The 14235-nt window shown below is 62.4% G+C and carries 13 protein-coding genes; 2 read left to right on the forward strand and 11 right to left on the reverse strand.

Going from position 1 to position 14235, the window contains the following annotated elements:
• Positions 1-225 (forward strand): hypothetical protein (locus DMP11_RS10435; RefSeq protein WP_235869438.1); only part of this gene is annotated, 225 nt, incomplete at its 5' end.
• Positions 222-1757, forward strand: coding sequence for a galactokinase (locus DMP11_RS08765; protein ID WP_161555347.1), 1536 nt, complete (start codon positions 222-224; stop codon positions 1755-1757). The genes DMP11_RS10435 and DMP11_RS08765, both read left to right, overlap by 4 nt.
• A gap of 1147 nt (positions 1758-2904) precedes the next feature.
• On the opposite strand, the gene DMP11_RS08770 is transcribed toward DMP11_RS08765, so the two are convergent.
• The 11 genes from DMP11_RS08770 to DMP11_RS08820 all read right to left on the reverse strand — a co-directional run bounded on the left by DMP11_RS08770 (position 2905) and on the right by DMP11_RS08820 (position 14196).
• Positions 2905-3600, reverse strand: a complete 696-nt coding sequence (locus tag DMP11_RS08770) for a TorD/DmsD family molecular chaperone (protein ID WP_123186117.1) — start codon at positions 3598-3600, stop codon at positions 2905-2907.
• A 114-nt stretch (positions 3601-3714) separates the two neighbouring features.
• Complete coding sequence (locus DMP11_RS08775) at positions 3715-4245, reverse strand: DUF4405 domain-containing protein (RefSeq protein ID WP_214647068.1); 531 nt, start codon at positions 4243-4245, stop codon at positions 3715-3717.
• Positions 4242-4613 carry a hypothetical protein gene (locus DMP11_RS08780; protein WP_123186118.1) on the reverse strand — a complete coding sequence of 124 codons (372 nt, stop codon included), beginning with the start codon at positions 4611-4613 and terminating at the stop codon, positions 4242-4244. Before DMP11_RS08780 ends, DMP11_RS08775 begins: the two co-directional genes overlap by 4 nt.
• 274 nt (positions 4614-4887) lie before the next feature.
• Positions 4888-6087, reverse strand: a complete 1200-nt coding sequence (nrfD, locus tag DMP11_RS08785) for an NrfD/PsrC family molybdoenzyme membrane anchor subunit (protein ID WP_123186119.1) — start codon at positions 6085-6087, stop codon at positions 4888-4890.
• A gap of 159 nt (positions 6088-6246) precedes the next feature.
• Entirely contained in the window at positions 6247-6870 is a 624-nt protein-coding gene (locus DMP11_RS08790; RefSeq protein ID WP_123186120.1) for a 4Fe-4S dicluster domain-containing protein, read from the reverse strand.
• Entirely contained in the window at positions 6870-9383 is a 2514-nt protein-coding gene (locus DMP11_RS08795; RefSeq protein ID WP_123186121.1) for a molybdopterin-dependent oxidoreductase, read from the reverse strand. Before DMP11_RS08795 ends, DMP11_RS08790 begins: the two co-directional genes overlap by 1 nt.
• Positions 9384-9704: 321 nt before the next feature.
• Positions 9705-10106, reverse strand: coding sequence for a GntR family transcriptional regulator (locus tag DMP11_RS08800; protein ID WP_123186122.1), 402 nt, complete (start codon positions 10104-10106; stop codon positions 9705-9707).
• Between the two features lie 44 nt (positions 10107-10150).
• Positions 10151-11107 (reverse strand): slipin family protein, encoded by a 957-nt coding sequence (locus DMP11_RS08805; RefSeq protein WP_123186123.1) that lies wholly within the window; start codon positions 11105-11107, stop codon positions 10151-10153.
• A gap of 78 nt (positions 11108-11185) precedes the next feature.
• Positions 11186-12130, reverse strand: coding sequence for an NrfD/PsrC family molybdoenzyme membrane anchor subunit (gene nrfD / locus DMP11_RS08810; protein ID WP_161555348.1), 945 nt, complete (start codon positions 12128-12130; stop codon positions 11186-11188).
• A 545-nt stretch (positions 12131-12675) separates the two neighbouring features.
• Positions 12676-13203 (reverse strand): shikimate kinase, encoded by a 528-nt coding sequence (locus DMP11_RS08815; protein WP_123186125.1) that lies wholly within the window; start codon positions 13201-13203, stop codon positions 12676-12678.
• Positions 13204-13227: 24 nt separating this feature from the next.
• Positions 13228-14196: a DMT family transporter gene (locus DMP11_RS08820; RefSeq protein ID WP_123186126.1), complete on the reverse strand. Its 969-nt coding sequence runs from the start codon at positions 14194-14196 to the stop codon at positions 13228-13230.
• Positions 14197-14235 lie beyond the last annotated feature (39 nt).

Consider the following 14235-nt stretch of genomic DNA (forward strand, 5'->3'; position numbering starts at 1 on the left):
CCCCACGCCCCCTGGGCCACCGCCATCTACCAACGCCGCCGCGCAGCCCTCCGCCGCTCAATCCCCAGCGGTTCGCCGTCAGACGGCCCCTCCCCTCTTGCCCCGTGGATGCAGGATGCGGTTACGGCCGCGTTCGCCCAGGTGCTTGCCTGCACCGGCGTGTTCAAAGATGATGAAATTGGGCGCGCCGGATGGGCCGCATTTCTCGAAAAGGTGAACGCATGAGTCAAACCCACGAACAAATTCGCCCTCAGATGGAGGGGCTATTCCGTCAGAATTTCGGCACCCTGGGCGAAAACGCCGTGCTGGCCAGCGCCCCGGGCCGCGTCGAGCTGGCGGGGAACCATACCGACCACCAGGGCGGACACACCATTTCCGCCGGGCTGAACCGCCGCGTCTACGGCCTGGCATGCCCCAATGGCTCCCGCATGGCGCGCGTGTGGATGGATGGATTCGGCCGCACCGAGGTAAACCTGGACGACCTGGTCCCCGTGCCTGCTGAGCTCAACAGCTCCACGGCCCTTATCCGCGGCATGGCGGCCGCCTATGCCCAGCACGGCGGAACGCCTGCCGGCTTCGATGCCGTAGTGGTTTCGGAAATCCCCATTGGCTGCGGCGTGTCCTCCTCCGCCGCCTTCGAGGTGCTGATGGGCGCCCTCATTCGCGAAACCGCCACCGCCGGCTGGCCCGCTCCCCCCGAAGCCGCCAGCGTCTCTGCCGCCATGGCCACCGGCCGCCCTGCGCCCACCGAGTCCAACAGCGCCCCCGCGTCCACCCTCACCAGCTGGCCCGAGCCCACCGAGGCCGCCTTCTCCCCCACCGCATGGTCCGATGAAGCCGCAATTGCCAGCAACGCTTCCTTCGATTTTCGTAGGGCAGAGATTCTATCTCTGCCTAACCCGCCGACCACAGGCAGCCAGGCCGCCCCCACTCCCGGCCAACTGGTGCAATTGGCGCTCGATGGTCAATTCGCCGAGGCCCATTACTTCGGCAAACCCACCGGCGCCCAAGACCAACTGGCGTCGGCGTTCGGCGGCATCGTGGCGCTAGACTTCTTGGAGAATCCACCGCAAGTGACCCCCATTTCCGCCGACTTCGCCGCCAGCGGCTACGCGCTCATGCTCATCGACAGCCGCTGCGACCACTCCCAATACACCGCGCAGTTCAACAGCATCCCCTCCGATATGCTGCAGGTGGCGGCCTTGTTCGGCAAACGCCGGCTCGCAGACGTGGGGGCCAACCTGCTGCTCTCACGTTTCCCCGAAGTTCGCGAAGCCGTGGGCGACCTTGCCGCCATGCGCGCCCTCCACTACTTCAATGAAAACGCTCGCGTGCAACAGCAAGCCACCGCCCTCCGAGAGGGTAACTTCGCCGCATTTGTCCAGATGGCGGGCGAAAGCGGCGCGTCGTCGGCCATGTTCCTGCAAAATGTCAGCCCTCAACCCGCAGGCAATCTCCTACGGGAAACCGATGCCCTCCCTTCATCCTCCCCCGCCCAAGCTGGCCCCGCCGTTCTCCCGTCCGAGGCCGCCCAAGCTACGCCACCGCAACCGGCCATGGTCATCCAGGCCGTATGTGCCGCACTGCTACAGAGGGAAGGCTCCTGGCGCATCCATGGTGGCGGCTTCGGTGGCAGCGTGCTGGCCTTCGTGCCCAATCACTGCGCCGGCGAATTCGCTGCAGCTCTCGACCGCACGTTGGGCTATCCCGCCTGCCACCCCATAGCCGTTAGCCCCCAAGGCCTTCTCGTCGGATAAGCGAAAAGGGCGGCATGCCCCATCGCCACGCCGCCCCTGCCACGGCGCGCCCCGCCGCCACGGCGCGTCCACAGCACGTGGATCCTATCCCCCTGGATTCTCCATTCCTTGCCACGTCGCGCCACATCTGACCCCCTGAGCCACGCCATCTCCCTCATCGCGCTCAACGCGGGAGCCTGCCTCCGTGACACGTTGGCTCCTGCGCTTCTGCGTACAAAACCGTCATTTTTATGCAAAAGTCAGCCAGCCCTGCACAAAACTGACGGCTTTGTACGCATTTCGGGCCTTTTCCTGGGCAGAGCAAACGCCTCGCTGTGGTGCGCCAATGATTCCTGCGCTTTGACCTGGGGAAACTCATGGTGCTAAAACGCCATCTTTCCCGAAGGGCAGGCGATGCGCCGGTGCGTGTCCCCATTTGCGTACAAAACCGTCAGTTTTGCGCAAGCAGGGTACGCGATTGCATGAGATCGACGGTTTTGTACGCAAAAGATGAGCCGTCCCGCACAATTTCTACGGCATGGGGCTCGCTCGCTGCAGGAAGGGACGAATCGTGACAAGAGACACAAGGGTCTCCAGATGGCGAACACCCCTTTTAAGGGCGTTCGTGGTCCACGCTCCTTCCTCGGGTGCTCCCGCCTCAAGGAGCACCGGCTCGGCTCTGGGACTGCGCAGAGGGGCAAGATGCTGACGGGCATTCGAATCATTGCTGGGATAGCCGGTTATTCCAGCCATTATACGTATGCGGGCAAAATGAGACCTTCGTCCCGTCCCTTCCAGGCATGAAAAAGCCCCCGGCCCACATTCGGGCCGGGGGCTTTCGTTCGCATCGGGTATGGGGCGCGCTTTTCGCACGGTCTTCGACGGATTCAATCTGCCGAAATCCTTGAGTTCCCGCCTGCCTATTCCAGCGGAATCGCAGGGCATAGCGCCCCTGCCAACATCCACCGCATAGGAGCATCGTACCCCCCCCCCCGGCGACCGCGGCACCGCACGCAGGGGCAGCGCCGGCAGCGGCTCTCCGTCCTGTACGGCAGCATCGGTAGCACCGGTCCACCCCGTACGGGGGGGGCGACACCAGCAACCGCTCCACTCTACGCGGGGCAGCGCTAGCAGCAAGTTTGCCGCGGGGGGGGGGCAGCGCCGGCAGCTACTTCGCCAGAGACAAGATGACCTTTAGGTACTCGGCAGCGGCGCCATAGAAGGGCACGCGGGCCTCCTCCATCACCTTGTCAGCGAAACGGGGCATCCAGATGTCCACGTGGCTGATGAGGAACTGGTCGTATGCCGCCTCGGGCGAACCGTCCGGCAACTGATCCACCGTGATGCCGCTTTCCTCCGGCAGCGCCGCGCCGGCAGCCAACGCCGCCAGAAACTGCATCAGCTCGCACTCGGTGGCCACGTGGTCCAGCGGCTCGTTGGTGCCCTCGGGGCGTCCCAAGCCGCACGCCTTGCAGAAGCGCTCCACTTCCATTGAGTGGGGGTTCACGAACAGCAGCGGCTGGACGCCGTCATCGGCGGCCCGCCACACGCCCTCGTAGGGCGAGCACGCCGGAGTGGGCGCCCCCACGAACAGGCGCGTTGCCTCAGCGCGAATGGTGTGCAGGAAGGTGTCCACGATGGCGTCGGATTCCTGCGGCGCGTCCTGGGCCTCTTCCATCACGGGCAGCTGGCCGAAGCCCTCCGGCAGCTTCCCGCCCAGCGCTTCCACAATCTCCACGGCCGCGGCAGTCCATTCGCCGGACACAACCGCCTCGGCGGTTTCGCGGTTCGGGTAGCGGAACGAGAACGCCGCCATCTCCCAAGCCGTCGCCCATACGCTGGCGTTTTCCTTATCGATAGCCATATCCATCCTTTCATGATGTGGTATTAGCAAAAGTATAGTGCAGCGCCACCTTAAAGGGGCCCTATGCGCAGAAAAAGCGGGGGCACGCTAGGCACCCCCGCCGCATGAAGTGGGCTATTTCTTCAAAGCGCCGGCAATCCAGGGAATGTGCACCGCCACGTGCACCAGCAGCAGCGCCAACAGCATCTTGGCGGCCACGGCGTGCAGCGGATCCCAGAAATAGTAGCCATCGGCGAACAGGCCGAAGGCGGGCAGCACCGTGCCGGAAACCATCACGCCAGACACCACGCACAGCGCAGTCACCAACAGCACCAGCACGTTCAGTATGGTGAGGCCCAGCCCCTTGCCGCCGGTGCCGCGCCACATGCCGCGGGCAGCGCAATGGGCGGCCAGCAGCACAAAGGCGCCCAGGCCCACCCACTCGTGCACGGGGATGCCGGTGATGCCGGGATTGGCCGAAGCTAAATACACCGCCAGCACCACAACATCGAACACCAATCGCTTGCGAGCGAGACGCTTGCGTCCGGGGGTGGAAAGCGCCTTGGGATTCAGCTCATCGGACGCAAGCTCCGCTGCCAACTGGGCATCGCTCTGGATTTCTTCCTGAGGGTCAGTTCCCGTCATTGCAGTTGCGGAATCGGTCATTTCTTGCCCTCCTTCCGCGACAAAACGTTCACCACAATAATCAAGCCCACCACTAAGGCCACCGGCATCAGGATCCACACGTTAAGGCTGGCATCCGAAGCCTGGTGATAGCGGTTGGTAAGGCTGTCCCAAGCGTGGCACTCGGTACTTTGGCAGCCGGCCTCCGGGCAGGTCATCTGGGTGATGCCATCGGGCTCGGGCACGTTGTCGAAACCGTGGCACGTGCCGCTGGCACAGCCGGTGGCCGGACACGGCGAGTCTACGGCGATGGGGGCAATGGCGCTCTTCGGCTCCAGGGCGAACCCCACCCCCACAACTGCCACGCAGAATGCCAGAAGCACTCCTAAAGTGATGAGAGCCTTCTTCACGAGTTCCCCTCTCTCGCTCTCCCTTGCAGTTCTCTCTGTCATATACTGTCATACTCACTAGCAAAAGGCAATCGCTATCACCTTGCTATTTTTACAAAGTTTCAACCTCTAAAGTCCGGCGGCACGCATGCCAGGACATCCCTTGTCTGTTTCGGACGAAATCGCGCAGCGGCCCTTGATGGCACTGGCCGCTTATGCGAAAGGGGCGCCCCGCGAAGGACGCCCCCTCCCTCGCAAACCCGCATCGGTTTGGGAAGGCGATGTTGGGTGACGACTACTCGTCAGCCGGCTTCAGGGGCAGCAGCTTCAGCCCCAGGAAGAACACCAGGAAGGACAGCCCCACAACGCCCAGGGCGATGCCGAACTCGATGGGAGTGGGCCAGTACACCAGCCCCTGATAGGCCTGGGCCATGTTGCCCTCCCAGTCGGTGACGGTGTAGGGGGTGAGCACGGCGGGCCAGTCGATGTTGGCCACCTGGAAGCCGCCCACCAGCAGCTGCACGCGCTTGCAGAAGATGGCCAGTATCGCGGCTATGCCGGCCGCCGCCAGCAGCGGGGAGGTGCGCAGCTGCGGCACCACGCAGATGATCACGGCCAGCACAGAGAGGACGATCTCGCCCCAGAAGAAGGGGGCCAAGGGACCCGACACCAACATGGACACGATCTCGGCGCCGGAAGCGGCCGGGAAGCCCTCGGTGAGCAGGTCGCAGCCGAAGAAGTAGAGGTCCACCAGCAGGAACACGGCCAGCAGCTTCGCCAGCTTCACGAGGTTGGCCTGTTCCCAGGTGAGGTAGCCGGCGGCGCGCAAGGCCACGGCGGCGCAGATCACGAGGCCGGTGCCGCAGACCAGCGCCGAGCTCACGAACCAGGGGGCCAGAAGGGCGGTGTGCCACATCTCGTGGGACTGCTGCAGGCCGAAGATCCAGGCGGTGACGGAGTGCACCATCACGGCGCAAACGAGCGCGACGACCGAGATGACGCGCAGGGCGGCGTGGGAGACCTTGCCCTTTTCGGCGGCGATCTGGGCCCAGAGGTACACGCAGGAGAGGATGAGATACACCATCAGCACGATGATGTCCCACATCAGCGGGCTGCCCAGGTTGGAGTACACGAACAGCTCCCACACGCGCAGGGGCTGGCCCATGTCCACCACCACGAAGCCGATGGCGCCCACGGTGGCGGCGATGGAGGTCATGACGGCCACCTTCGAGATGCCGCCGAAGCCCTTGATGCCGAAGGCCTTGGGCACCGACGAGATGATCAGGCCGCCGGCGGACAGGCCCACGAAGAACATGAACATGGTGATGTAGAGGCCCCAGGAATCCAGGTTGCGCATGGCGGTCTGGATCATGCCGCCAGACATCTGCACCACCCAAAGCGCAATGCCGATGGCGGCCACGATGGCGGCGATGATGATGCCGGCTGTTACGCCCTTGCCGCCCTTCGCGGCAACCGCCGCAGTTGTTTCAGTCATGAGATTCTCCTTAAGAAAGAGTCAAACTTTGCAGGTCCAACGACGCGAGCGAGGGGCACTGCGGCTCCCGCAACTGCCCCGAAAGGCAAGGGCGGGTGGCCACAGTGCGCCGCGGCGCCGAGTGGTTCCGGTGGCCGCGCGGCCACCGGAACCAAAAACCTACATCACGTAGTAGACGGACGGGTTGGTGCCGCGGTCTTCCAGCAGCTGCGAGCACTCGTTCTCGCGCACCAGCTTCGACACCTCAGAGTTAGGATCGTCGAAGTCGCCGAAGTGGCGGATGCGCGCGGGGCACGGCTCGATGCACGCCGGCTGCTCGCCCTTGGCCAGGCGATGCCAGCACATGGTGCACTTCTCCACCACGTGCTTCTCGTGCACGGGGATGTCCAGCGCGCCCATGGGCTGTCCGATGGCGTACTTGGGCTCTTCCCAGTTGAAGTTGCGCACACCGGTGTAGGGGCAGGCGGCCACGCACATGCGGCAGCCGATGCACTTGTCGTAGTCTTGGCGCACCACGCCGGTCTCGGCGTCTTTGTAGGTAGCGCCCACCGGGCACACCTTCACACAAGCCGGGTTCTCGCAGTGCTGGCACGCCATGGGCACCGTGGAGATGGACAGGTTCGGATACGTGCCGGCCGGCGAATCCATGTTGGGGCCGCCGTCAGTAAGGATGCGGTTCCACCACACCTCATCCGGCAAGTTGTTCTCAACCTTGCAAGCCACTGCACAGGAATGACAGGCGATGCAAGCTTTGCTTTCAATAACGAAGCCAAGGCGCGTCATTACTCATCAGCTCCTTCCCAAGGACGAATGTCGCACAACACGTCCATGAAGTTGTTGTTCACGATGAACGGATCGTACTCAGTAGAGCTGAGGTACGACCAACCGCCGCCCTTGTGCTGGGTGAGCTGCCAGCCCTTCGGGTATACCAGCGTGCCGGGACGAATGGCCTCAGAGTAGATGGCCTTGGCTACAGCGGCGCCACGGTCGTTGAAGCACTCCACATAGGTTTGGTCGCCAATACCCTTCTTCTGGGCGTCCGCCGGGTTAATCTTCACGATGGGCTCGGGGTCGATCTCGCGCAACAGCGGGGTGGCGAACCACTGGGAATGCACGCGATAGCGCGGGCGCTCGCTCATCAGCACAAACGGGTAAGTGGAATACAGCGGGTTCTCGGGCCAAGCCTCCAGCGGCGGCTCGAAGTGGGGCAGGCGCTCTGCCTGGATCTGCTCCGGCGTGGGCTGCACGGTGGCAGCCACGCGGGGCAGCACCGTTTCGCGGTAGAACTCAAAACGGCCAGTGGCGGTCGGGAACACACCGCCCTCGTAGGCGATATAAGGAGCGGTTTCGGCATTGCCCATGATGAAGCGCACCTGCTTGGTTTCCTTCAGCGTGGCATAATCGGCGCCCAAGGCTTCCGGCAACGGTCCAGAAAACTGATGCTCCAGCGCCTCCTCATTGGTCATGGTGAAGTAGTCGCCCAGACCCAGCTTCGGCGCCAGTTCGGTAATGATATCGAAGTCCGACTTGCATTCGTAGGGAGGCTCGATGGCCTTTTCGTTGAAGTTGTAGGACATGCACTGGCCAGCATTGGCTATTTCCTGCAGCTCAAACCACTGAGCAATGGGCAGCACCATGTCGGAATAGGCGGCGGTGTCGGTCATCATAGAATCGGCAGTAACCACGTACTCCATAGCCGGGATGATGATGTCGGTGAAAGCGCCCGTATCAGTATGGGTGTTCAACGGATTGGCGGAGTATATCCACAGCATCTTAATGTTGGCAGGGGTGCCTAGGAAGTCGCCGGTTTCCACCACGTTCTTCAGGTCTACGCTGGCGATGTTCAGGCCAGTAGAAGGACCGTTGGGCGCGGTATAGGTGGGATCGCCCATGCTGCCAGCCAGGCCCAAGCCCCAGAAAGCGCCGTAGGATGCGCCCGGCTTGCCCAGGTTGCCCAGCAGGGCGCACAAAGTAAGGCCGGTAGAGGTGGTCTGTCCGCCGTTGTTGTATGCCTGCGGGCCATATCCCTCGTAATGATACACGGGGCCATCGATCACGATATCAGCCAGCTGGTTGATGGTGTCCATCGGGATTTCCGTCATGGAGGAAATCTGGTCCAGACTGTATTGCTGCAGGCTTTCTTTCAGCAAATCAAAGGCGCAGCGGCAATTCACGCCGTCAAGGCTATAGCTGCCTTCGATGTCCGGATCTACGCCGTCGCGCAGTTCCACCAGCTGACCGCCGGCCAGCACCATGAACGGGTCGTCCATGATGGGCTGCTGGGTAGTGGGGTCCACTTGGCCAGTGTCCACCGGAGCCACCCCGGTGTCAGAGCGGCGCAGGAACATGCCATCGCTCTCCTTCACCAGGAAGGGTGCCACCGTATGGGCCTTCAGGAACTCCACATCCTGTGCTTCCCGCTCCAGTACGATTTGCATCAGACCCATCTTCAGCAGCGTGTCGGAACCAGGACGAATGGGAATCCACAGGTCGGCCTTCGAAGCGATTTGGGTGTAAATGGGGTCGATAACCACCAGCTTCACGCCAGCCTCCTGGGCCTCTTTCACCAGATGCCAGTTTTGAATCTGGGCATCGGTAACGTTGGCACCCCAGGTGATAATGGTCTTGGCGTTCTTGGCGTCGGTGGGCTCGTTGCCGTTCCACATCATGTAGCCCAGCATGGGACCGACGGCAGTGCCGGCCACCGCATTCATGCCATAATAGCTGCCCATGTCCAGGCAGGGGCCGATATTGGAGGCATTCAGCAGCGCCAACAGACGGCTGTAAGCGCCTGTAACGCCGGCGGACTGGTTGCCAGAAGCGGTGAGGAAAGCTACGGAAGCCTCACCATACTTGCCCTGGATTTCCTGGATTTTGCTGGCGATTTCGCTCAGCGCCTCATCCCAGCTCACACGCTCCCACTGGCCGGCGCCACGTTCGGTGCCATCCACGCGGCGCATGGGGTACTGCAAGCGCTGCGGATCGTAAATGCGCTGCACATGGGAAAGGCCGCGCTGGCAAATGCGGCTGTAGCAGGCCTCGTTATAAGGCGCACGGGTAGTTTTCATCACCTTGCCATCGTGCACATGCACATTCAGATGGCAGAAGCCAAAGCAGTTGGGGCGACATACCCCACGATAGACTTCTTCCTGAGCAGCGGCTTGCGGCGCGTTTTCGGCCATAGCCACCAGCGAGCTTCCGCAACCAACGGCCGCAGTAGCTCCAACTACTACACCCGCGGTTTTCAGGAAGCTTCTGCGCGATAGGCTTGCCTTCGGACTTGCCTGGTTTGACATTGCTCCTCCTTCGATGGAAATCGAAAGGGAAGAACGGCGGGTTCCCCATGGGCCAACGGCGCTGCCGCGACAGTGGTATCCAGCCTTCCTCCCCCTTAACTCTTGCTGCCGAGCCCAAGCTCGACAACCTCCCTCTAGAATCGGCCAAATTCCATGAGTGTCATATTGTCACAACTAATTGCGACAATCAAGCATTGTCTTTATTCTATTTGAAGGCACCTTTTGACAAGCGCAAACACACGGGGGTGACAGGGGGACGTTCACTTTTGTCACCAGGTGACAAAAGTGAACGTCCCCCTGTCACCTGACGCCCTTTTTACTCTAGGCGTATTTGCGGTAGTTTAGGCGGGCGCCTACCATGGCCAGGATGTCATCGTCGTCCAGGCCTTCGTTCATGCAGGCGCGAATCATGTCGTCTATCACCAGCTCCACTGGCGTAGTGGTACGGCGGTCGGCCCCGCACTCCTTCCGCTGAGAAACGAAGGTGCCTCGTCCGCGGCGAGTGGAGATATAGCCTTCCCGCTCCAAATCCTGATAAGCGCGGTTCACAGTGTTGTAGCTGATGTCCAAATCGATGGCCAGCGCGCGCACCGTGGGCAGCTGGTCCCCCTCCTGGTAAGCCCCCGACCCAATGAGATAGGACAGCCGGTTCTTCACCTGGATCCAAGTGGGAATACCGCTGTTCTGATCAATCTCGAACTCTGTTAACGGGTTGGGTGTCATAGGTTGCCTCTCACTGCCTGTAAGCATTCTACCTGGTCTTTTGCTTAGACGGAACGCGGCTTTCCTTCTCCTTCTACAAAACCGTCGCTAATGGCAGTTGGCACCGTCACCACCGCGCCGCGCGACTTGCGCACCGTCTCGTATTGCATCAACATGGTGCGCAGCTTCATGGCCGCGTCCTCTCCGCCGTACAGCGCTGCCGCCTCTTTTAGCATATCGGCCAAATCCACTTCGGCGGCCGCCACGGTCATGCGGGCGTTCTTCTCGCGATCCGCCTGAGCCTCCAGGCTCATCACCTCTTGCAGCTCGTCGGGAATCACGATGTCGCGCACCTTCACGGCAATGATGTCCAGGCCCCAGTCGGCCGCTTCCTTCTCGATGTCGGCCTTTATCTCGGCGTCCAGCTGGTCGCGGCGCAGCGCCACCTCGGCCACCGTGGAACGGCCCACCGCCTCGCGCAAGGCCGTCTGGGCCAAGAACGACACGGCGGCATAGTAGTCTTCCACCTCGGTGCAGGCTTTCTGCGCGTCCCACACCACCCAGAACAACACCGCATCCACCGTCACCGGCACCAGGTCGGCGGTGAGGGTTTTCTCGGCGTAAAACGGCGTGGCGATGGTGCGCTGATCAACGCGGATGGTGCCGTGCTCAATCACGGGAATGGTGAAGTACAGCCCCGGCCCCACCACGCGGTTGAAGTTACCGAGCCGCAGCACTACCACTTTCTCCCAAGAGAGCGCCGTATGCACAGACGACACCACCAGCAACGCCATCAGCGCCGCCAGTAACAGCGCGATGAGGGTAACGCGGCCGCTGGTGAGGTAGGACACCCCCAGCACGATTGCCCCCGTTGCCAAAAACAGCGCCAGCGAGAAAATGGTGGCGCCATTGCGTGATGACTTACGCGGCACATAGGAGTTGGCCGCCCACGCTTCCGCCTGGCTGTCCCGTGCCTCGTAGGGGGCGTCTTTTATCATCCGAGACAGCTTGCCTCTCTTCATGGTTCGCATCCTTTCACGCACCAACCAGATCCGTATCCGAAAGCCGCAGGGGCACAACCCCGCGGCAGCATCTGCGCCCTACCCGCCAGCTATGCCCGGCGCCACCGCCGAAGCCGCCGAGTCCGCCGCGCGAAACACCGCGTCGGCTGCCTGGGTGACGTCCAGAGGGAACAGCCCCACCACCACAAGCCGCAGGGCCAAGCCGCCCGCCAGCACGCACAGCGCCACGAACAGCAACTGCGTGCGGTGGTTGGAGTAGGTGACCGATCGCTCGACGAAAAGCGGCACCACCAGTCCGCAGCCCACCAGAAAGCCCCAGAACAGCAGGCTTTCGTATCCCACAGTGATGGCCAGCGCGAAGTGCGCGGTGGCAGTGCTTGAGAACAGCCAGCCAACATAGACCGCCAGCAGCACCAGCTCCAGCACAATCACCAGCCAGTCGGCCCGCAGGAGCACCTCGATGGTTTGCATGAAATGGGCGCGCGCCGGAACGAAACCCACCATGCCCGCCGCCACCGCCAAGCCGCACGACAGCGACGACAGACAGAAAAGCAGCGGCACCAGCGGGGTTTGCCACGCCAGCACCGACACCATCTGCTGCAGCAGAGCGCCCGTGTACAGCGCCACCGTGAGGCCAGCGACAATGCCCACAATCGCCAGCGCAATGGCAACGCCGCGCCAGATGGCAATGCCGTCGAACACCGAGACAATCCAGAAAATCGCGCCCAGCGCCAGGCTGATCAGCAATGCCCACGACCCAAGGGTGGTCACAGTGAACGTTTGCGGCAACAGGAAGCCCAGCGCCCGCCCGGGAACCCCCATGTCGAACAACAGGCACAGCACCGCCAGCACCAAAATGAACAAGCAGGCACCCCAGGCAATCTGCCCGTACTGGCGGGAAAAGTGCACCCGACGCACCGAAGGGCGGAAGGCCTCCCACAGCGAGACCGAGCACAGCACCGCCAGAGTGCCGCCTCCGGTTCCACCTAAAAACAGGTAGGCTATGGTCAGCTCGTTGAACAACGCGCCCCTCTCGTTGCCGCGACGCCGTGCGCGAAACGCGCTCCCCTCGCCGCCCCAGCATGCAACTTCTGCGATGCCCCATAGTAGCAACCGCGCCATATTGTCGCAAGCGGCTACGACAATTGACCGCCGCCTGCGCCCCCAACCGCGCGTTCCCCGCCCCCCCCGCACAATTGCCACCCGCCTCCGCGCACTTCACCCCGGCGAGCGCCACCCCTTCACAGACGCCCCATGCCCATTCTTGTCCGCCAGCGCCGCCGCCCGCGTACCCTTGGGTACACGGGCGCAAGGAATTCTTAAGACTTTGCTATGGGATTTCTAAGCCAGCGCTTTTGTAGAATTAGGACTGCAACGGCATAAGAAACCGTCCTAACTCGGCCAGACCCCTCCTCCTGGGAACGCGTTTCTGCAAGTGCCTCTCTCCGATGCAAAGAAGCGGCCCCTCACCCGAGGGGCCGCTTCGCGTTATCCATATCAGCAGGCCACGCTTACTGCCAGTCCGCCACGCTTGCCAGCAGGCCACTGCGGCAACCGGGCCGGCACCCCTACTGCAGCGCGCTGGCCACCTTGCGGGCGGCGGCGGTGATGGACAGGTCGTTCACGTCCACCGTAATATCGGCGTACATCTCGTACAGGGGCCGGCGCTCATCGTACAGCTCGCGCAGGCTCATGGAGATGCCCTTGCGCAGCACCACGCCGCGGTCTTGAAAATCGCACAAACGCTCTCGCAGCTGGTCGAAGCTGATCTTCAGATACACCACGCGCCCAATGCTGCGCAGGTGCTCCATGGCAGCAGCGGAATACACCGCCGAACCGCCGGTAGCCACCACCGTGCGCTGGAAATCCATGTCGGAGAGTACCTGGTTCTCCATCTCGATGAAGCCGTCGGGGCCGCAAGCGTCCAGCAGTTTCTGCAGTGTCTTGTCGCACTGGTTCTGGATTACCAGGTCGGCGTCAACGAAGTTGTAGTTCAAAATCTTCGCCAGCACGATGCCAAGGGTGGATTTCCCTGCGCCAGGCATACCGACGAGGATGACATTGTCGCGGCCGGGTTCGGTGCACTTCTCTTTCATGGGGCCTCCTTTTGCCGCGAACGATTATAGCTCTTGGGAATCGGCCGTCAGCTCGTCCCCGGCGGGAAACACTGCGGCGGCCTCAGTTTGACGCCGAGCCGAAATCTTTTCCCACAGCCCCGGGCCCACCTCGCTGGTCACGATGCCTGCGAAGATGATGGCGAAGCCCAGCAGCAGCAACGGCGTGAGCGTTTCGCCGAACAGCAGCACCGAGAACACCGCTCCCGAAACCGCCTCCAGAGAAAGCAGCAGCGATGCGGTGGTGGCCGGAAGGTGGGCCACTGCGATGTTCTGGAAAATGAGCGCCACCGCCGACGAGAACACCACCAGGTAGGCCAGGTTGAACAGGAAATCCCCGCTGAGCAGCACCTCGGCCGCCGGAAGGGGTTCGGTGAAGAAGCCCGCCACCAGGCCCAATACCCCCATTGTGAGGAGCTGAATCACCGTCATGCCCATCATGTCCAACTGGCCGGGCACGCTATTCACGTACATTATGTGCAGCGCGAAGAACACGGCGCACACCAGGGTCATCAGCTCGCCAAAGCCCAGTGCGAAGGATTCACCCGAAACAGAAACGCACCCGATACCCGCCAAGCACAGGGCGGCCGCGGCTATCGTAAACACCGTTGGACGCTTCTTGTAAAACGGCCAGCACAAAAACGGCACCATCACCACGTACACCGATGTGAGAAACGCGCTCTTCCCCGGCGTGGTGGAAATGAGTCCCACCGTTTGGGTCCAGTAGGCGGCAAACAGCAGCACGCCGAAAATGATGCCAGAGCGAAGCGCCTGCGGTGTGAGGGCCCGGCGGAAGTTCTTCCAGAAAATCAGCGCCACCAGCACTCCGGTGATCAGGAAACGAATGCCGGTGAGGTAGCTGGGAGGCACCGAGGCCACCGTTTCTTTCAGAACCACGGTGCCAAGCCCCCAAAACAGGACGGCGACAAGAATCATTCCTTTGTACACCCACAGGGGCCTGCCCCCAGACGCCATTAGTCCTTCCCTTCTCAACCCAAACTTGCGGCGTTGCTC

The sequence above is a fragment of the Parvibacter caecicola genome (assembly GCF_003725335.1).
Taxonomy (GTDB): Bacteria; Actinomycetota; Coriobacteriia; order Coriobacteriales; family Eggerthellaceae; genus Parvibacter; species Parvibacter caecicola.

Bases quoted from the DNA above. Each gene is read 5' to 3' on its own strand.
- DMP11_RS08765 (WP_161555347.1), top strand. From the start codon at position 222: ATGAGTCAAACCCACGAACAAATTCGCCCTCAGATGGAGGGGCTATTC.
- DMP11_RS08770 (WP_123186117.1), bottom strand. From the start codon at position 3,600: ATGGCTATCGATAAGGAAAACGCCAGCGTATGGGCGACGGCTTGGGAG.
- DMP11_RS08775 (WP_214647068.1), bottom strand. From the start codon at position 4,245: ATGACCGATTCCGCAACTGCAATGACGGGAACTGACCCTCAGGAAGAA.
- nrfD (WP_123186119.1), bottom strand. From the start codon at position 6,087: ATGACTGAAACAACTGCGGCGGTTGCCGCGAAGGGCGGCAAGGGCGTA.
- DMP11_RS08790 (WP_123186120.1), bottom strand. From the start codon at position 6,870: ATGACGCGCCTTGGCTTCGTTATTGAAAGCAAAGCTTGCATCGCCTGT.
- DMP11_RS08795 (WP_123186121.1), bottom strand. From the start codon at position 9,383: ATGTCAAACCAGGCAAGTCCGAAGGCAAGCCTATCGCGCAGAAGCTTC.
- DMP11_RS08800 (WP_123186122.1), bottom strand. From the start codon at position 10,106: ATGACACCCAACCCGTTAACAGAGTTCGAGATTGATCAGAACAGCGGT.
- DMP11_RS08805 (WP_123186123.1), bottom strand. From the start codon at position 11,107: ATGAAGAGAGGCAAGCTGTCTCGGATGATAAAAGACGCCCCCTACGAG.
- DMP11_RS08815 (WP_123186125.1), bottom strand. From the start codon at position 13,203: ATGAAAGAGAAGTGCACCGAACCCGGCCGCGACAATGTCATCCTCGTC.
- DMP11_RS08820 (WP_123186126.1), bottom strand. From the start codon at position 14,196: ATGGCGTCTGGGGGCAGGCCCCTGTGGGTGTACAAAGGAATGATTCTT.